This is a genomic window from Membranihabitans marinus, from assembly GCF_019802045.1.
Lineage (GTDB): Bacteria > Bacteroidota > Bacteroidia > Chitinophagales > Saprospiraceae > Membranihabitans > Membranihabitans marinus_A.
Window position 1 is genome coordinate 530,389 of record NZ_JAHVHU010000002.1, and the last position, 18,958, is coordinate 549,346.

Annotated in this window: 14 protein-coding genes and 1 pseudogene; 7 read left to right on the plus strand and 8 right to left on the minus strand. The window is 43.7% G+C overall.

Annotation, left to right across the window (positions count from 1 at the left end):
* Positions 1–947 precede the first annotated feature (947 nt).
* Positions 948–1,877, plus strand: coding sequence for a hypothetical protein (locus tag KUV50_RS02340; protein ID WP_222578470.1), 930 nt, complete (start codon positions 948–950; stop codon positions 1,875–1,877).
* A gap of 77 nt (positions 1,878–1,954) precedes the next feature.
* Positions 1,955–4,759, plus strand: coding sequence for a gliding motility-associated C-terminal domain-containing protein (locus KUV50_RS02345; RefSeq protein ID WP_222578471.1), 2,805 nt, complete (start codon positions 1,955–1,957; stop codon positions 4,757–4,759).
* 265 nt (positions 4,760–5,024) lie between these two features.
* Here the strand turns inward: KUV50_RS02345 and KUV50_RS02350 are convergent, their stop codons facing one another.
* The 5 genes from KUV50_RS02350 to KUV50_RS02370 form a co-directional block, all read right to left on the minus strand.
* On the minus strand, positions 5,025–5,543 hold the full coding sequence (locus KUV50_RS02350; RefSeq protein WP_222578472.1) for a UpxY family transcription antiterminator: 519 nt from the start codon (positions 5,541–5,543) through the stop codon (positions 5,025–5,027).
* 41 nt (positions 5,544–5,584) lie between these two features.
* On the minus strand, positions 5,585–6,883 hold the full coding sequence (locus KUV50_RS02355; RefSeq protein ID WP_222578473.1) for a sulfate adenylyltransferase subunit 1: 1,299 nt from the start codon (positions 6,881–6,883) through the stop codon (positions 5,585–5,587).
* 60 nt (positions 6,884–6,943) lie between these two features.
* Complete coding sequence (gene cysD / locus KUV50_RS02360) at positions 6,944–7,846, minus strand: sulfate adenylyltransferase subunit CysD (RefSeq protein ID WP_222578474.1); 903 nt, start codon at positions 7,844–7,846, stop codon at positions 6,944–6,946.
* On the minus strand, positions 7,846–8,436 hold the full coding sequence (gene cysC / locus KUV50_RS02365) for an adenylyl-sulfate kinase (RefSeq protein ID WP_222578475.1): 591 nt from the start codon (positions 8,434–8,436) through the stop codon (positions 7,846–7,848). Before cysC ends, cysD begins: the two co-directional genes overlap by 1 nt.
* Before the next feature lie 427 nt (positions 8,437–8,863).
* Positions 8,864–9,826: a YheT family hydrolase gene (locus tag KUV50_RS02370; protein WP_222578476.1), complete on the minus strand. Its 963-nt coding sequence runs from the start codon at positions 9,824–9,826 to the stop codon at positions 8,864–8,866.
* Positions 9,827–10,196: 370 nt separating this feature from the next.
* Between KUV50_RS02370 and KUV50_RS02375 the strand changes: the two genes are divergently transcribed.
* Entirely contained in the window at positions 10,197–12,314 is a 2,118-nt protein-coding gene (locus KUV50_RS02375) for an elongation factor G (protein WP_222578477.1), read from the plus strand.
* 58 nt (positions 12,315–12,372) lie between these two features.
* Here KUV50_RS02375 and rpsT read toward each other — a convergent pair whose 3' ends face one another.
* Positions 12,373–12,624, minus strand: a complete 252-nt coding sequence (rpsT, locus tag KUV50_RS02380; protein ID WP_222578478.1) for a 30S ribosomal protein S20 — start codon at positions 12,622–12,624, stop codon at positions 12,373–12,375.
* Between the two features lie 327 nt (positions 12,625–12,951).
* Here rpsT and KUV50_RS02385 point away from each other — a divergent pair.
* The 4 genes and pseudogenes from KUV50_RS02385 to KUV50_RS02400 form a co-directional block, all read left to right on the plus strand.
* Positions 12,952–13,254, plus strand: a pseudogene (locus tag KUV50_RS02385) (HU family DNA-binding protein); the annotation flags it as partial.
* A gap of 850 nt (positions 13,255–14,104) precedes the next feature.
* Positions 14,105–15,271: a cystathionine gamma-synthase gene (locus KUV50_RS02390; RefSeq protein ID WP_315899916.1), complete on the plus strand. Its 1,167-nt coding sequence runs from the start codon at positions 14,105–14,107 to the stop codon at positions 15,269–15,271.
* A 184-nt stretch (positions 15,272–15,455) separates the two neighbouring features.
* On the plus strand, positions 15,456–15,980 hold the full coding sequence (locus KUV50_RS02395; RefSeq protein WP_222578481.1) for an OmpH family outer membrane protein: 525 nt from the start codon (positions 15,456–15,458) through the stop codon (positions 15,978–15,980).
* A 41-nt stretch (positions 15,981–16,021) separates the two neighbouring features.
* The gene (locus tag KUV50_RS02400) at positions 16,022–16,546 is read left to right on the plus strand and encodes an OmpH family outer membrane protein (protein WP_222578482.1); all 525 of its coding nucleotides are present in this window, start codon (positions 16,022–16,024) and stop codon (positions 16,544–16,546) included.
* A gap of 140 nt (positions 16,547–16,686) precedes the next feature.
* On the opposite strand, the gene KUV50_RS02405 is transcribed toward KUV50_RS02400, so the two are convergent.
* Together KUV50_RS02405 and KUV50_RS02410 are read right to left on the minus strand one after the other, a co-directional pair.
* A complete protein-coding gene (locus KUV50_RS02405) occupies positions 16,687–17,409 on the minus strand; it encodes a response regulator transcription factor (protein ID WP_222578483.1) in 723 nt (240 codons plus the stop codon).
* A gap of 72 nt (positions 17,410–17,481) precedes the next feature.
* The gene (locus KUV50_RS02410; protein WP_222578484.1) at positions 17,482–18,957 is read right to left on the minus strand and encodes a sensor histidine kinase; all 1,476 of its coding nucleotides are present in this window, start codon (positions 18,955–18,957) and stop codon (positions 17,482–17,484) included.
* Position 18,958 lies beyond the last annotated feature (1 nt).

Genomic DNA, 18,958 nt, shown 5'->3' on the forward strand with positions numbered 1-18,958 from the left:
AGGAGCATGGTGCACATGAGGATGGTATGCAAGGTGTTACATATCAATATTCAGGTGGTCATTTTGGGTTGTTTGGGATCCTTCATAACTACAATTCATCACAGCAATGACAATGGATAAAAGATAGCCTGGAAGTGTTCTCTTTCTGTCTCATCAACGTGGTCGAAATCAGGATCTTCCATAAATGGGGTGGAGAGCTATTCAGAATGCAAGGCGGTGAAGTAGAGCCTCCGTATGGGCAGATCTTCCTCAGGGGATGGTGATGGTGCAGGTGAGTTATGAAACGGGGCAGGGTGTGGTGAAGACGGTGGCCGATGGGGTAATAGTGGTGAAGTAGGAGTGTAGCCATCCCCAACGAGTTGAGTTGGGGATTAGCTCCGGAATTGATACTTCCAAAAGCAAGATGCTTTTGCTATATTGCTTCCAGCTCCGGAAATGACAATATTTTCAAAAGAAGGATCACCGCCTTCCGCAGTACACGGCATGCCTGAGGCAGACACAGCCTCTCACGCTCAAGCGTGGCTCTAACGTGGCCTTAACGTGGCTGCTTTTGGTACATTACGATTTCAGAGATCCCCCCCCCTCTTCTTCCCATCCAGAGCGACGAGACGGATACGGTGAACAAGTGAAGAGCTGTCAAATCTCACCACATGATTCCGTCGCATTTTATAGAATACTATATTTATACCCACACATTACACAATATGAAGCATAAGAAATAATCGAATCTAAATTCATTCTAATTATTACGTGAATTATACTTCAGCAAAATATTTAACAAATTATATTTTTTATATTCATAATAAAAACTTATGTTGGTGAACAATGATTTTATGCTGTTGGAATTGGTTTTTCTTCATGGTTCGGCCACATCGGAATGAGACCCCCTCAGAAGCGAACATATAGAGAATACTAAAATATTTTATTCATATATTAAAACCTTTATCATGAAAAAGTTGATTTTTTTCCAACTCCCACCGCCCGGTAAATATCATTGCTTCAAATTGAGATTTGTCCTGCCAAATCTTCCCCGTATCTTGCCGAAAAAACCGACCAGTATCTACCCGCTTCTGATCCTTATGATGAGTATGCTTCTGTTTTCCTGTGAGGACCAAGAACCGGTGATTCAAGACAGTAAGACACATATTTTTGAGACCGTTGATGAAATATTGGAATACCACAGTACTCTTAAAGATGGCTTTGAAGAAAATTACATCGATGTAAAGATTGAAGACATCAAAGAAGGTGATAGAGATATCCGACCATCATTGCGAAGTTCTCTATCGTGTGATTTGGAAGTAAGCTTCTACAGGGATGCCAATAGTTCAACGGATTCTGCTACCGTAGAAATCTATAAGAATAGCAGTCCATGGAAATCCTATGATATGGAGGATAAACAAAAAATCACAGTCGTTATAGATGATGCAGACTCATATCAATATAAAGTTACCCCACTAGGAGACACTTCAAATGTGGATATGTCTTTGAAAGCGGGTTTAAAGTTTGGTACAAAAACCATATTCCCTGGAATCATCGGGTCATACATTTCAACTTCGAGAACATATACCTGTCCGACACCCACCGGCGGTATCTGCGAAATTAATATTTGCACAGATAAGATCTGGGGGAATGCAACAGGGTATTTGGTGTTTGTTAGAGAAAATGGAACTTTGATTGATTACTATCCAATAGATAATGGAAAATGTAAAACCATAAGTATCGATGAAAACAATAATTACAAATTTGACATAGCGCCTATTGGAAATGGGACCAATGAACGGTATACGCTTCGACTTGAGACACCGGAAAAAGATATCACATACACCTTTACCGAAGAGACTGGTAGTACGAACATACTGACATTCGATTGTCCATAATAGAATATTTCTTAGAATAATACCCTCTGGTTTAGCTATCGGAGGGTTCTTTTTACGGTATAGAAAGATAAAACAACTTGAAGTATTATATCCCATTTACCATAGGATTTTTTCTATTTACTTTCGCTGTTGCTTACAGCCAGGATATGTACTATGGAGTCCGTGACCGGGTAATTTACACGGAAGACCTGAGTGAATGTAATTTTCAAACTGTTGCTTCTGATCCCGGGGGAAAAAGTTTTGGAAAAAAACTAGGAGATATAGCCTTTCACCCGGACGGCAGGATATATGCAATCAACGACTCCCTCATCAGTTCAATCAATGTGCATAATGGAGAGTCAGAGATAGTCACTCCATTGGCTGATCAGAATATAGACATCAGATTTGGAACGTTGCTCATTTCTGAGGAAGGAGATGTACTGATCGCTGGCCAGAAAAAACAAATTCTATCTGGGTGGTTTTTTGACCTCCGGGAACTCAGCGTATTGGGTACCATCGATTTAAATTGGATTCTTGAATCGAGTAATATAATTGGAAACGGTTCGCTTTATAGTGAATTGAACAAGAAATATATTGGCGGAGTCTCTAATCAAGAATTAATTCTTTACAATATAAATAAACAAACAACAGAAGTACTTGAGTGGAATAATACGCCTGAGCAGGCTATTTTCGGCGCAGCTAAATCCCTTCCTCCATGCGGTGAAGCGGTTCTTTTGGGCTTTAATCCTGTTATTGGAGTAGCCAGTAATTATGCGGGGTTGAATGTGGAGACCGGTGAATTTACCCAATATTGCAATGTAGTGGAGACTAATACTTTAGCGTACGCCACCCCCACCGACTTCCGCCGCTCCACTCTTCGCATTGATTTGGACAAAGATAATTCCAGCGGACACATCACAGCCGGCTATTACGACACGCTGACGACCTGCAGCAAGGAAGTCCCCGTGATGGATGATGTGGAACTCTATACCTGCGGACAGGAGGTGGACTCTATTTCGTTCCGGCTGCGGTATTATGATATTCCCCGGCTGCCTGAAGAACGGATCTATTCGGAGGATTTTGCTGATCCTGAACAAACTTCTCCAGACCGGTACGTCTGGAAAAACATCCATAGAGCGGACGAGGATAAGATCAAGGAATACCTCCGTAGTCTGCGATACCAGGCTGATTGGACGGATCCGGATGAAAAAGAGCGGGTGGTAATGACCACCATGCACGTGGGCGAAGATAGCACCACCTCCTGGTCGGTGTATCAGCTGGAGACCGATGAGGTATATGCCGGGCAGGATACCACCATCACCTACTGTCCCGAAGACATCTCACTGGAATTAATCGATTATCTGAGCAGTGGAGTCAGCACAGACGGTCGGATCGAGCCGGAACTTGATGCCGGTGGTACGGTCTTCACACCGGGCAAAGATGCCGATGGGGACTATCTCTATATACTACAGAATATGGACTGTGCAGATACAGCTGTCCTTACCGTCGAGTCGTTGGAGACGGGTCTGGAAGATATTGGGCTGGATACGGTGACGGTTTGCTCCAGTGAAAGAGTACGAATTGGTTTTGCACCCGGGAAATATGACTCGATCGAATGGTGGGATGGAAGTACGGGAGACTCGACATGGATTAGTGCGGATGATACAGGTCATTTTGTCATAGTGAATCAGGATGGTTGCGGGATTACCGTCCCGATCACCGTGATCGAACAAGATGTGCAAGGAATAGCGGGACGGGATACTACGATTCAATATTGTGCCGGAGGTACGGTTATCGATTTGACTAAGATTTTAGGATTACCCGATGAATATAGTTGTGAAATTATTCCAGCCCTGAGCAATGGATCCTTGATTTTTGACCCGGCGGTAGATGCAACCGGGACGTATCAGCTGATGGCCAGGATCAAAAGCTGCACAGACACGATTGCCATAGTAATGGAAGAGACGATGACCCAGGAATTGGTTCTGGATCCGGTCCGGTTGTGTGCAGGCACCTCGCAACGCATCGGATTGGTACAGGGAGTATATGATCAGGTGATCTGGTGGAATGGCGACAGTGGGGACTCGACGACGATATCCAATATGGATACTGGACCTTTTACCGTGGAGGCAGAAAAAGATGGATGCACCTATCAGGGTGAAGTCGATCTGACTATCGTTCCTGAGGTGGTCGTGCCGGATTATTACCCGGAACAACTTACGATCTGCGCCGGGGAAACACAAATGATACCTGTTTCGGGGCTGGACTCTGTGCTGTGGGAGAACAGCATCTATTATCCGGGAGAGGATATAATACTCGCCAGTGAAAGGAATCACTGCTTGAGAGGCTATCAGGGCGGATGCTTTACGGAAATGGCTATATCGGTAGAAGTCATGGAAGACCCGTCGGCGGGTTATCAGAAAACCATAGACTGGTGCTCTCAGTCCGCCTCTGGCGGATTGACGCTCAAGCTTCCAGAAGACAATGCAAACTGGCGATTCCGGTGGGCAGATGGAACCGATTCTACCAGCCGTACCATATGCAGCACAGGACGCTATCCTTTTCTGATTATTTCAGATTCGTGCGAATATACCAGCTTTTTTGAGGTGGTAGGTGATGCCGACTGCGATGAAGAATGTATCGTCTCTATACCCAATGCCATCACACCCAATGGCGACGGGATCAATGATAACCTGGAAGTTTTTTCAGAGTGTGCCATCAAAGTGATCGAAATCAGGATTTTCGACAAGTGGGGAGGTGAACTGTACAGGGTACAGGGTGGTGAAGTGCAGGCCTCCGTATGGGCGAATCTACTTCCGGGTATGGTGATGGTGCAGGTGATGTATGAGGCGGGGCAGGGTGTGGTGAAGACGGAGGTTCAGGGGGTGTTGGTGGTGAAGTAGTTTGATAAATTTTTAATTTATAGTGTTGAGTTTTAAATTTCAATTCTGAGCTTGGGAGTTTTCATTGACACCATTCATTGGAAACTGGAAGCTGGAAGCTGGAGGCTGGAGGCTGGAGGCTGGATGCTGGATACTGGAAGCTGGATGCCGTAAAACTGGATGCTATATGTTAAGCTCTGCGGACTTGCTTGCTTTGAACTTTTATCTTTCAGCTTGGGTCTTTGAGCTTTCAGCTTGTATGCTTTCAGCTTATTTGCTTTGAGCTTTACTTCTTCTTCCTCAATTTCTCCTTCGGTACCTCGATAAAAAAGGATATTCCTACATTTTCCATCCGCATTAGCACACGATGCTTCCCTTTGAATTCCACCAATTCGCCAGACATGCCGGTTAATTCGCCGCCGATGATCTCGACCTGATCACCGCGTTCCATCACGGAATCTGTCATCTGAACCTTCATCGTTTGGTTTTCACCGGTGATGTACTTTAATAACTCAATCTGATCTGCCGGGATGGTGGGGATTTGCTGATTAAAGCGGACGAACTCAAAGACACCCTCCGCTTCGAGCACTTTGACATATTCGCGTTGGTCTATGAAAACAAACACATAACCGTAAATCAACGGAATCTGTGTCTTCCGCGTGCGACCCGGGTATTTTTTGATCGACCACTTCAGTGGAATCCAGGCTTCGACATCCTTGTCATGCAGTTGTTGTACGACCCATTTTTCACTGCGGTTCCGGGTCCGAACCGCGTACCAGTGTTTTTTGTCGTCCAGGAGAGCCATGGCTGTGAATATTAATTGGGTGATGATCGTCCAGTTGAATGTCAGATAATCATTCCTGCCGCTACGGTATTATTAGTAGTTTCGTCGATAAGGATGAGACTACCGGTAATCCGGTTCTGCCGGTAAGAATCAAAGTAAAGCGGTTTTGTCGTCCGCAATACCACCCGTCCGATGTCATTCATTTTTAAAGTCCGGTCTTCCTGATCCCTGTGCAGCGTGTTAATGTCCAGCTTGTACCGGACCTCTTTAATGAGACACCGTACTTCGTTCGTGGTATGCAGTACCGTGTACTTTCCTCTCAACTGGATGGGTTTATCCTGATCAAACCAGCAAAGCATCACTTCGATGTCCTGACTAACCTCGGGTTGGTTGTTGGGCCGAACAATCATATCCCCCCGGCTCAGGTCCAGGTCGTCCTCGATCAGGATGGACACGGACTGTGGTGGAAATGCTTTTTCAACCTCACCGTCGAACGTGTCAATCTTAGCTATTTTTGTCGTAAAACCAGTCGGAAGCAACATGACTTCATCTCCTTTTTTGAATATACCACCTGCTATACGTCCGGCATACCCGCGGTAATCATGAAAATCATCGTTGTAGGGCCGCAGTACATGCTGTACCGGAAAACGGCTGTCAATAAAGTTGTGGTCACTCGCAATGTGGACATTTTCCAGATAATACAGCAAGGTCGGCCCTTCAAACCAATCCATATTTTGGGACCGGTTCACGATATTGTCTCCTTTCAAGGCTGAAATGGGGATAAAGCTCACATCGTTGACGTCGAGTTTAGAAGCAAATCTCTCAAATTCCTCTTTGATCTCTGCATAGCGCGCCTGATCATAGTCGACCAGGTCCATTTTGTTGACACACACGACCAAGTGTGGGATCTGCAGCAGAGAGGCTATGATCGCATGGCGTCGGGTTTGTTCCAGAACCCCTCGTCGGGCATCGATCAGGATGAGGGATACGTTGGCTGTCGATGCACCGGTCACCATATTGCGGGTGTACTGGATGTGTCCGGGCGAATCGGCGATAATAAATTTACGTTTCGGCGTAGAAAAGTAACGGTAAGCCACATCAATTGTGATGCCTTGTTCCCGTTCCGACTTTAGACCATCGGTCAGCAGTGCCAAGTTGATGTCTTCTTCACCGCGCCGCTCGGAGGCTGATTTCACGGCATCGTATTGATCTTCAAATATGGATTTGCTGTCATACAGCAGCCTTCCGATGAGGGTTGACTTCCCGTCATCGACCGAGCCTGCTGTACTGAAGCGAAGCAGTTCGGTATCCTCGAAGGTCTCTACTGTGTTATCTGGATTATTATCTTTGGTTGTTTTCATGATTTGTTCGCCGTATTAAATCTTTATTTCTGTTAATAGCTTTGGTATTCCCACTAAGCACTAAAAATACCCGTGCTTTTTCCGGTCTTCCATAGCGGTTTCTGATCTTTTGTCGTCTGTGCGGCCTCCGCGCTCGGTTTGTCGGGTGGTGGATACCTCTTCGATGATCTCCTGAACGGAGGTTGCGCTGGAACGCCATACTCCGGTACAGGTCATATCACCGATGGTTCTGCACCGAACAGTTTCTTCGAAAAGCTCTTCGTCTGGTTTTTTGTAGATAAATTCGGAGTCTGCCAGCAGGATTCCATCCCGTTCAAACACCTGCCGGGTATGTGCAAAATAGAGTGAAGGTAATGGTACTTTCTCAGTGGCGAGGTATTGCCAGACATCCAGCTCGGTCCAATTGGATATAGGGAAAATCCGAAAATGTTCTCCCATTCCTTTTTTGCCGTTGAATAAGTTCCACAGCTCTGGGCGCTGATTTTTGGGATCCCATTGACCAAATTCATCACGGTGAGAGAAAAACCGCTCTTTGGCCCGTGCTTTTTCCTCATCCCGACGTCCACCTCCCAGTGCAGCGTCGTACTTTCCCTTTTCGAGCGACTCAAGCAGCACATTGGTTTGAAGCAAATTTCGGCTGGCGTTGAGCCCTTTTTCCTCTGAAGCTTTACCTGCTTCGATCGCCTCCTGAACACTTCCTACGTGAAGTTTTAGACCATATTTTTCGACCAGATCATCTCGAAACTGTAGCGTTTCGGGAAAATTGTGGCCGGTATCAATATGTAATAATGGAAACGGGACCCGGGCCGGATAGAATGCTTTGACGGCCAAATAGGTCATCAGAATGCTGTCTTTGCCCCCGCTGAAGAGGATTACCGGATTCTCAAACTGCGCGGCTACCTCCCGCAGGATAAATATGGATTCCGATTCGAGTTCTCTTAAATGGTTAATGTTGTAATCCATTACGGTCGAATATGTTTTATGGTGTAATTCAATAGTTTTTCCAGGTTTTGGTCCGGTTCATTGCTTTCCGTATCCAAAACCAATTGCGGTTTATCCGGCACTTCAAAGGGGGCGCTGATTCCGGTGAAATTTTCAATTTCTCCTTGGATTGCTTTTTCGTACAACCCTTTGGGATCTCTGTTTTTGCAGGTGTCTACGCTTGCTTTGACATAGACCAGGTGAAAATCCTCCGGTCCGATAATGTCGGCGGCCAATTGTCGCATGGATGCTTCAGGGCTTACAAAAGAACACAAAACAACCAGGCCATTGTGGACCAAAATGCGGGCTACTTCAGAGATGCGGCGGATGTTTTCCATACGATCTTCCTGGGTGAAAGTCAGATCCCCACAGAGTCGATCCCGGATGTTGTCCCCGTCCAGCAGCGCAACCAGGTGACCTTCTTCGGTCAGCTTCTTTTCCAGGGCCAGAGCCAGGGTCGTTTTGCCACTTCCGGACAACCCTGTAAACCACAGCACTTGTCCTTGCTGGCGGACCAGTTGTTCTTTGGCTTCCCGGGAAACCGTTCTGTCATATATCGGAAAAATATGCACGCTACCTAATCTTTCGTATTTAAGAAGGCAAAAATACAGGAATAATTGTGTCTGTAGCTTTATAATCCGATATTTTTCTGGATAGTGGACTGAAAAGGAGTAGCTATGTAAAAGTCAAAGGGTCCGAATACACCTTTGATGAGTGAACAGGCACCTCCCTCCTGGGACTATAAATTCCCCTTGTTTTGCGCAGGTGGATTGAGCGGACCATCGGCGTTGTTCTGACCATAACCCGCAAAAGCCTACCCTCACCCAGAATTGGTCTAGGTAATATTCCCAATTGTGTAATTTAACGCATTGATGCACTGCATCTTATGCATCACCATAGATTGACGGGTGAAAAAAGCGGGATAAAGAGAAATCACCGGACACTCAAATTTGAGATAACCAGGTAGTGTCCGAACATGGAAAGGTGCAAATGACCATGCTACACAAATTTATCCAGGAAAGTGCTGCTTTTTTTCTCATGGTAATAGGTCCCTCCCGGCATCCAAAATCCGACGTGTCCACCATAGCGAGGAGTTAGTAGAAACAGTTTTTCCGAGGATGCTGCCAATTCGTAAGGATAACAGCTTTCGGTGAGAAAGGGATCATTTTGGGCATTGATCAACAGGGCAGGACGTTGGATCTGATCCAATATGAAAAGCGCACTGTTTTTTACTCTATAATCCATTGCATTCTCAAAACCGTGATAGGGAGCCGTGTAGTTTTCATCAAATTCATCGAGATTTTGTGATTGCAGAATCTGGTCATAGGGCAGTAAATTGGGATAAGCCTTCCGTTTGACCTTCATCTTTTTTATCAGCTTCTTGTAAAAATCCCTGCTGTAGATCCAGTTGTTGGATTTCATTAGCTCGTATACTGCTGTACGCAAATCAATGGGAACAGATATGGCAACTCCGGCTTTGACCTGAGTCGGAATGTTTGGACACTTGGCCAAATAATTAAGAAGGATATTGCCTCCCAGACTAAACCCGATCAGAGCAATGGAATGATAACTCCTGGTATTGATTATATTTTCGATCAGGAAAATCACATCTTCGAAATACCCGGCGTGGTATGCATGTGGCTTTTTATTGGGTTCTCCGCTACATCCCCGGTGGTTTAGCGCGATCGCATCCCAGTTGGCGTTTTGAAGATGCCGGGCCATTCCCAGCATATATGGACGCGTCGAACTACCTTCAAAACCATGTAATAGTATGACCGCCCGGTCGTGTTGTTGCTCAGGTAAATCAACATCGATAAAATCTCCGTCAGGCGTGTCCATGCGTATGCGATCCGATGGTACTTCTGCCCGGACAGACCGGAACTGAGTTGGGAATATAGTAGCCAAATGTTTATTTCTAAACAGGGGGTTTCGAGGATTATAATCTGACTTTAAAAGAGGCATATACCTGTAATTTTACCAGCCGAAAGTTTGTCTGGGAGCAGCTGTCTTACATCAAATTGACTGCAATGATAAATTTTTTTCATGGTTCATTATAAAAATTTTATCTTTAGTAAATCACTTTTTACTTGTCTTTCGAAGTTTGTTAATTTGATAGACTTGGTGGAGCATGCTCAAAACATATAAAAAAGATGTGAGCAGAGATAAAAGAGGCAGATAAAGTCTGCATTCGTGGATATATCAGAAAGAGGATTAGATACGGCTTAGTGACATTGTCATGGTGTACAGCATGGATGCCGTCAGACATTGAATTATGGTCTGATGATGGAAACATGAAACCACAATTGTATTCATATACCTAAAAATTCTGACCATGAAAATTACCACTGAGAATCTGAGAAATGTTGTTTTGCTGGGACATGCCGGTAGCGGAAAAACAACTTTTGTCGAAAACATGCTTCTTGAAACAGAAGCTGTCAATCGATTGGGCGAGGTCGAACAAGGCACCACCGTCTCTGATTATACGAACATCGAACAGGAAAAGCAGTATTCTATATTCACTTCCCTGATGCATGTCCATTGGAAAAGCAGTAAAATTAACATCATAGACACACCGGGGGCAGATGATTTTGTGGGTGAAGTGTTGTCTGGGCTGAAGGTCGCGGATCTTGGTGTGATGATGATTCATGCCCGATATGGGGTCGAGGTCGGGACAGAACTTTCCATGGAACAGGCTGAAAAATTGAATACACCCCTATTATTCGTGATCAATCATATGGATGATCATGAAGCCAATTATGAAAAATCACTTCAAGAAATTAAAAATCAATTGGGTTCAAAGGTTGTTCCGATCCAGTACCCTTTAAATCAAGGGCATGGATTTGACCGGATAGTGGATACACTTCATAGAGTGGTCTATCATTTTCCTGAATCTGGAGGTCGGCCGGAAAAAGAAGCTATTCCTGAAAGTGAAATGGAAAAAGTAGATCAGTGGCATAATGCACTGGTGGAGGTTGCTGCTGAAAATGATGAGTCTCTGATGGAAAAATATTTTGAAGCCGGAAGTCTATCGGAGGAAGAGTTGCGCGAGGGTCTGAATGTGGCCTTGTCGCATGGGGAGTTTTATCCCGTGTTCATTGCCAGTGCTGTTCACAATATGGGCAGCGGGCGGGTTATGGGGTTCATCAATGACATTGGGCCCTCCCCTTCAGATCGTCCGCCCCAACCGTTGATCGGTGGCCAAGCGCTGGCATGTGATGTTGAGGATGCGACGACATTGCTCATTTACAAGACCATTTCAGAACCAAATGTAGGGAACGTCTCCTATTTTAAGGTGTATAGTGGTGTTCTTTCCCGGGGTGATGTGCTGACCAATGCAAATACGGGTACGCATGAGATTTTTAATCACATTTATTTTTCCAATGGGAAAGACCGGGAGGAAATTCCTCGTATTATAGCCGGTGATTTGGGAGTCACCACGAAACTTAAAAATTCACATACCAACAACACCCTGAATACAAAAGGGATTGAGCGCGAGATTGAGCCCATTCATTTTCCTTCACCTCAATACCGAATGGCTATTGTTCAGGAAAATTCATCGGATCTGGACAAGATGGCCAGGTCCTTGCAAACTATCCAGGAAGAAGATCCGACCTTGATTGTCGAGCAATCCGCTGAACTGAATCAAACCATTATCGAAGGCCAAGGTCAGCTGCACTTGGATATTATCTGTTATCGGCTGAAGAAATCTTTTGGGGTGGATCTCATGTTGGAACCACCACGGATACCCTACCGGGAGACGATTAGTCGTACAGTAGAAGTTTCTTACCGGCACAAAAAACAGAGTGGGGGGGCAGGTCAGTTTGCTGAAGTGTATTTGCGAATGGAACCCTGGGATGAAAATACACCACTTCCCACAGATCTTTCGGTTCGAAAAGAAGAGACGGAATCTTTGCCCTGGGGCGGCACTCTAAAATTTTTGTGGTGTATCGTCGGTGGAAATATTGATCATCGATTCTCCAATGCGATCAAAAAAGGAATTTTGATGAAGATGGAAGAGGGGCCTTTAACGGGCAGCCGGTGTCAGAATATCCAGGTTTGTGTATTTGATGGCAAGATGCATTCTGTAGATTCCAATGATATGGCCTTTCAACTGGCGGCGGGACATGCATTTCGACGGGGGTTTATCAAAGCAGGACCCCAGGTTTTGGAACCAGTCTATCACCTGGATATCCGGTGCAGAGATGAAGTGATGGGAGAGATTATGGGTGACCTGCAATCGCGTCGGGCCCAGATCGTCGGTATGGGAACCGAAGGAGGGTACCAGAAAATATCAGCAACTATTCCACTGGCAGAGATGGAAGGGTACTCTTCGGTGCTGCGGTCGTTGTCGCAAGGGAAAGCAAAATTCAAAAGCAAACCGCTGGGGTATGCTCAGGTATCCTATGAAGTACAGCAATCTCTGGTGAAAGAAAATGGCGCAGTGGCATAAAAAAAACCGTCCGAAATTAATCAGACGGTTTCTTCTCTTTAAAATAGAGAGATGGTTCTTACAAACCAGCTACATGTTTCATTAACTTGCTCTTGAGATTTGCCGCTTTATTTTTATGTATGCGGTTGTTTTTAGCTAACCGATCGATCATACTGACTACCTTTGGTAGAAATACAACGGCATCATCTTTATCTGTTATCTCACGAAGGTTTTTGATTGCCGTTCGTGTAGTTTTTTTATAGTATTTGTTCCGCAGTCTTTTTTGTGCAGAACTTCTTATTCGTTTTTTAGCGGACTTATGATTGGCCATAGTTGTTTATTTTTATCAGGCTGCAAAGATAGATCAAATTGGTCAATATATCAAATGAATGGTGAAAAAATTTATAACCTTCTTCCTGACGTCTTTGATCAGCGATGTAACCACTGCGAAAAATACTCAATACACCGACCGAAAAGACCGGTGCATGCCTTCCGCGTGGAAGATTTTGTTTTAATTAATGACTATATATATAATATGTCTGATATTTGACGTTTAAAAAGCCTGAAATGTGCATAAATACGGCCTTTCTGGAAATTATTCAGATGAATTATTTGGAATTGAACCGAGGATAACCGTACATTTGCCTCTCAGAATTTTTATTCCTTATTAAAAAATATAATTAATATGAACAAAGGAGATTTAGTTGACAGCATTGCAAAGCAGTCAGGATTAACAAAATCAGATGCTGCTAAAGCATTGGATGCAACATTGGATTCCATCACCGATACTTTAAAATCTGGTGATAAAGTAACTCTTCCTGGTTTCGGAACTTTCTCTACTTCAGAAAGATCTGCGCGAACTGGGCGGAATCCTCAGACCGGCAAAGAAATTCAAATCAAAGCTAAGACAGTTGCCAAGTTCAAAGCTGGCAAGAACCTGGCTGATGCAGTGAACGACTAAGAACATTCGCTGAAGAAAAGTAATTAGAAAGGCTGCACCCAAGGTGTGGCCTTTTTTTTGACAATCCACCTCGGATGGTTGGTTATTTGTATGCCGGGCTATTTGATAAAATATGTCCCTTAGTACCGCCAGATGATCTGGACTTGACTGGGACATCTGAGGTTTTTGAGAGGACGCAGGTTAAAATGTCGATGCATCAAAAGGGGGACTGGCAAGATAGACAAGCAGAAGGGGTCAGACCAAAGATCCGAGGGGATCGGTTTTTGCAGGACATGATGAATTCTAAGATATGGTCCGTGTTTAGCGTCTGAGAGTGTGTTGTAATAACGTGATTAGCTCTGTCATTTTTAGTGAGTTATGAGTAATAAAACTCTATTGGGCATTAGTCCTTAGTTGCACAGTAATTAAGGTGAAAAACCTATTTAAATAAGAATTATAGTTCGCTCTGGGTTGATCCCCAATTAGTTGGGGCAAAAACACGCTAACCGGCTTTATTCACCACGTCAATCTGGTAATACGCATAATACACAGTGCATTCATTGCTTAAGTTCCAAAATTGGGCATATTACATAGCCCAATTTTGGGTGACGTTTGACTTTTGATTCATACTTCTGCTGATTCATACATCTGCTGCATTACTAACTCCTTGAAATAGAATACTATTCGTGAGGCTACCCTTCCAAAATGAGGGCATTTTGGTTCCCTCATCAAAGATGGATTTACCATCTTTGGTCTGCGTTGCACTCCGACTATATTCAGTCATTCCTTGCATCTGCATAAATCAGAAGCCATGAACCTTATGCCACCTATCAATCGTGTTCAATCATAATTTTCATCAACAGACAATGATATCAATACTATGAAATTTGAAACAAAAGTCATTCACGCCGGAATCACACCCGATCCAAGTACGGGAGCAGTCATGACGCCGGTTTTTCAAACGTCGACATTTGTTCAGAAAAGCCCTGGGATTCATCAGGGGTATGAATATGCCCGATCACAGAATCCGACCCGGACCGCACTTCAGAACAACCTTGCTGCACTCGAAAACGGAAAGTATGGTATTGCTTTTGCCAGTGGGCTGGCTGCTATGGACGGAGTTATAAAACTACTCAAACCGGGTGATGAGATCATTGCTACAAATGATTTATACGGAGGTTCTTACCGCTTGTTGAAACAAGTATTTGAGAATTTTGGAATCCATACAACATTTACAGATCTATCTGACACTGACAATGTACGGGCCTTGATTACCCCCCAAACACGCATGCTTTGGGTGGAAACACCGACCAATCCATTGTTGAATATTTTAGACCTGGAATCGATTTGTTCCTTGGCAAAAGATTATGAACTGATGACGTGTGTGGATAATACATTTGCTTCGCCCTATCTCCAAAACCCATTGGATTTTGGCGCAGACCTGGTTCTTCATTCAGCGACGAAGTATATTGGTGGGCATTCTGATGTGGTATTGGGCGCTGTCGTGGTCAATGATGATGAATTAGCGGAGCGACTTACTTTCATTCAGAATGCAACGGGTGCGGTCCCGGGGCCTCAGGATTGTTTTCTAACCATCCGAGGTATTAAGACACTTCCTCTTCGTATGGATCGGGCGTGTGAAAATGCAGCTCAGATTGCTGAATTCCTGGTGGAACATGAAGTTGTGGGTGATGTGTTTTATCCCGGCTTGTCTCATCACCCAGGGCATGATCTGGCAAAAAAACAGATGAAAGATTTTGGGGGTATGGTTTCATTCAATCTCAAAGATGATAGCATGGAAGAGGCAAAAAGAATCATGAGTCGAACTCGATATTTTTTGTTGGCTGAATCTCTGGGCGGCGTTGAATCTCTCATCGGACACCCTCCTTCAATGACTCATGGATCGATTCCCCGCAAGGAACGGCTGGCAGCTCGGTTAATGGATTCGACGATTCGTCTGAGTGTCGGAGTGGAACACATCGATGATCTGATGGAGGATTTAGGTCAGGCTCTGGAAGCCCGGCCTGGTGACAAATGATCGAAAGGTGCTGTGCTTTGGATTGTTAACCAAACGTTAATCGGGTGAGAAATATCACTTCTACTGCTGGAATTCCAAATTTTTTTCAAAGATTTGATTCTTAAAGTACCCTTAAAGTAGACGAAATTCTGAAACATTCGTTTCCATATAAAGTCATTTAGGTGAATCACAACAAACAGAACTTATGAAAAAATTATTAGCAGGATTAGCGATATCTGCAACTTTGATGCTGACATTGGTTGGGCAGACTACTGCTCAAAGCACGGCGATCATCAATATTGCAGATGTTTTGGAGAATATGCAGGATTATAAGAATGCACAAGCTCAACTGGATAAACTAGCTGAACAATGGCAACAAGAAATTAATGCTGAATTTGAAAAAATCAAGGCTATGTACAACAAGTACAACGCGGAAGAGGTCCTCCTTAGTGAAACGGAACGGAAAGCCCGTGAAGATGCTATTGTCCAGCGCGAGAAGGAAGTCCGTGAAATGCAAAAATTGCGGTTTGGACCTGAAGGCGATTTGTTTCAAAAACGACAACAGCTGGTCGAACCGATCCAGGACAAGGTATATAATGCAATTCAGGAATATGCAGCGTTGCATAACATAGATATCATTTTAGATAAAAGCAGCTCGGCTGGCTTGATCTATTCGAACGATAAATATGACAAAACTGAAGATATCAAACGGAAATTAAACATTAAATAAATTTATTGTAGTTTTGTGCACAATTTTAAAAAAGTAAACCAATGAAGATGAAAAACATGATTAAATACTTCCTATTATCGGCTGTGGTGCTGTTCTCTGCAGGCATGTTGCAAGCGCAACAAAAATTTGCTTATGTCAATTCCCAGGAACTACTGGAGAATTTGCCTGAAGTAAAAGCGGCTGATGCGGAAATACAGACCCTTCAACAACAATTGCAAAAGAAAGGTCAGGAAATGATAGAAAGCTTTCAGGCAAAAGCTATGGAGCTTCAGCAAAAACGAGATGCGGGTGAAATGTCACCCAAACAGCTTGAAGTAGAAAGTCAAAAATTACAGGAGGAGCAAGATAAAATCCGACAGTATGACACGAAAATGCAGACCGATGTTATGAGAAAGCAACAAGAACTGCTCCAGCCAATTCAAGATAAAGTAAATACGGCCATCGAGACTGTAGCAAAAGCCGATGGATATACCATGGTTTTTGATTCAAGTTCCGGAGTAGTACTCTATGCGGATGATGCCACAAACATCACCAGCAAGGTCAAAGCCGAATTAAGCGGAAACTAATCAATGGTCTGATTCCATCATAGAATCAGTAAATGAAAAGATCCCGATAGGGTAAAAAATAAGCGGCTGTAATATCATATTACAGCCGCTTTACATTTTAGCTCTCAGATTAAAATCACATCTGATTTTTCAACTGGTTTCTACTCCTCGTCTTTGACCAACAATTGAAAACCATTCCCGTGAATGTTGACAATTTCTATGTTGTCATCGATCTTCAGGTACTTTCTCAACTTGGTTACAAAAACATCCATACTTCGAGCGGTGAAATAATTATCCTCTCCCCAAATCTTGGTTAATGCTTCTGAACGCGTAAGTACATTGTTCAGGTTCAGGCAAAATAAGCGCAGCAACTGCGCTTCTTTGGGAGATAATTTACTTTCTTTCTCCTTTTCCCCGTTGTTGTAAATCAATCTGCGAAGCGGAAAGTCAAACGTGAAGTTGCCAAACTCAAATTCAGTTCGGTTGTCTTCATTTTCCAAACCGCCATTCTGACTTCTTTTGAGAATTGCCTGGACACGAAGCAGAAGTTCCTCGGAATTAAAGGGCTTGGTGATGTAGTCATCAGCCCCTATTTTAAGGCCCTTCACGATGTCATCGTTCATTGTCTTGGCGGTCAGAAAGATGATCGGTGTTTTCTTGTCATCTTCGCGGATTTCTTTTGCGAGGGTAAAACCATCTTTTTTTGGCATCATGACATCAAAAATACACAGATCAAACTCACCGCTGTCAAAAGCAATCTTGCCTTTTTCACCGTCGGAGCGAAGTGTGATATCAAAGTCATTCATTTCCAAATAAGACTTCAGGACGTCACCAAAATTTTGGTCGTCCTCTACTAATAAAATACTCGGCTTAGAATCATTCATAGGATCTTGATTAAATTCAGGATATTAACGATTTAACAGTTCTTAAATTTTATAGTTCAGGAACTATTTTATTTATTTCTCTTTCGGGTAGGGAAAAAACAACTGAAATACACTTCCTTTTCCGAGTCTGCTATCGACATGTATTTGGCCGTGATGCGCATCCACCATGGCTTTCACATAGCTAAGGCCCAGTCCAAATCCTTTTATATCATGGATGTCACCGGTATGTATGCGATAAAATTTTTCAAAAATATTTTTGACCTGTTCCCGGTTCATTCCCTGCCCGTTATCTTCGATTTCGATAATAATGCCTCCGTTGCCCGCTTTACTCCGAATCTGAATCAGCGGCTCTTCAGGCGTATATTTGTTGGCATTATCCAGTAAATTATGGAAAATATTGCTCAGATGGTTTTCATCTCCCTTGATGATGTGGGTGGGTGCACCAAGGTCAATAGTTATCCTACCACCTCTCCGTTTAACCTGCAGCTCAATATGGTTTTTGGCCTGGGTGAGCAATTGATGAACATCCACATATTCCATAGCCATTTTCAACCGCTTGTTGTTGAATTGAGCCATTTGTAGGACTTTTTCGACCTGGACCAGCATTCTTTTATTTTCTTCTTTGATGATGTTTGCAAACCGCTCTACTTTTTCTGGGCTTTTTACGATATTGGGATTCTGTATGGAATCCGTAGCCAGAGAGATGGTCGCTATCGGCGTCTTAAATTCGTGGGTCATATTATTAATAAAGTCGGTTTTCATTTCTGCTATCCGTTTCTGTCTCAGAATGGTAAATATGGTATACAAAAATGAAAACAATGTGATGGCAATGAATATGACCGACAAGATAATATTCGTGAGTATTCGACTGATTATGAACCGGGTTCGCATCGGAAATTCGATGATAAGCTTTCCTAAAGCCCGGTTGTTGTTATGAATAAATAAATTTGTGGCATACGGCGAATTCTTGAGTTTGTGATTGTGTTCTGTTATGGTCGCTTCAATATCTTCTTCGGGGAAAACCACAAAGTTTCCATCCATGATCACGATGTTCCCATCCTGGTTTGAAAGAATGCCATAATGATAATCTGTTTTGATCCCTCTGCTGCGCAGATTGTTGCGTATGCTGTTGTCCAATTTTTCAAGATTGATCAAATCCGTGATCCGCTGACTTTTCAATCCATCTGCGCCCATCTTGTTGATGAACGCGGATTCTACCAGATTTTTTAATTTTTCAAGATCGATCTGACTCTCTCTGATCTGGTCAAGTTCTGCTTCTGAAAATAGATCGGACCACTTAGTAACCGTCGAATCCTGTAAATGCCGTTGTCCCAAAATGTGGCTCAACTGTGGCCGTCGGTCGTTGCCGTAAAAGCGGTCTTCGATCTCTTGCTTGACGCTGTTCAGGGCGGAGTATACTTCAGTATCAAATTGATCTTCGACGACTTTGATGTTCTCACGGATCCAGTTTACCTGCATCCAGACAATGCCGGCAATAGCTATGATCATCAGTCCCGCCACCCACCAGATCCATTTTATGTTTGACATG

What these genes read in the sequence shown, in the direction of transcription:
- KUV50_RS02340 (WP_222578470.1), top strand. Translation starts at nt 948, where the DNA reads ATGAAAAAGTTGATTTTTTTCCAACTCCCACCGCCCGGTAAATATCAT.
- KUV50_RS02350 (WP_222578472.1), bottom strand. Translation starts at nt 5,543, where the DNA reads ATGGCTCTCCTGGACGACAAAAAACACTGGTACGCGGTTCGGACCCGG.
- KUV50_RS02355 (WP_222578473.1), bottom strand. Translation starts at nt 6,883, where the DNA reads ATGAAAACAACCAAAGATAATAATCCAGATAACACAGTAGAGACCTTC.
- cysD (WP_222578474.1), bottom strand. Translation starts at nt 7,846, where the DNA reads ATGGATTACAACATTAACCATTTAAGAGAACTCGAATCGGAATCCATA.
- KUV50_RS02370 (WP_222578476.1), bottom strand. Translation starts at nt 9,826, where the DNA reads ATGCCTCTTTTAAAGTCAGATTATAATCCTCGAAACCCCCTGTTTAGA.
- KUV50_RS02375 (WP_222578477.1), top strand. Translation starts at nt 10,197, where the DNA reads ATGAAAATTACCACTGAGAATCTGAGAAATGTTGTTTTGCTGGGACAT.
- rpsT (WP_222578478.1), bottom strand. Translation starts at nt 12,624, where the DNA reads ATGGCCAATCATAAGTCCGCTAAAAAACGAATAAGAAGTTCTGCACAA.
- KUV50_RS02395 (WP_222578481.1), top strand. Translation starts at nt 15,456, where the DNA reads ATGAAAAAATTATTAGCAGGATTAGCGATATCTGCAACTTTGATGCTG.
- KUV50_RS02400 (WP_222578482.1), top strand. Translation starts at nt 16,022, where the DNA reads ATGAAGATGAAAAACATGATTAAATACTTCCTATTATCGGCTGTGGTG.
- KUV50_RS02405 (WP_222578483.1), bottom strand. Translation starts at nt 17,409, where the DNA reads ATGAATGATTCTAAGCCGAGTATTTTATTAGTAGAGGACGACCAAAAT.
- KUV50_RS02410 (WP_222578484.1), bottom strand. Translation starts at nt 18,957, where the DNA reads ATGTCAAACATAAAATGGATCTGGTGGGTGGCGGGACTGATGATCATA.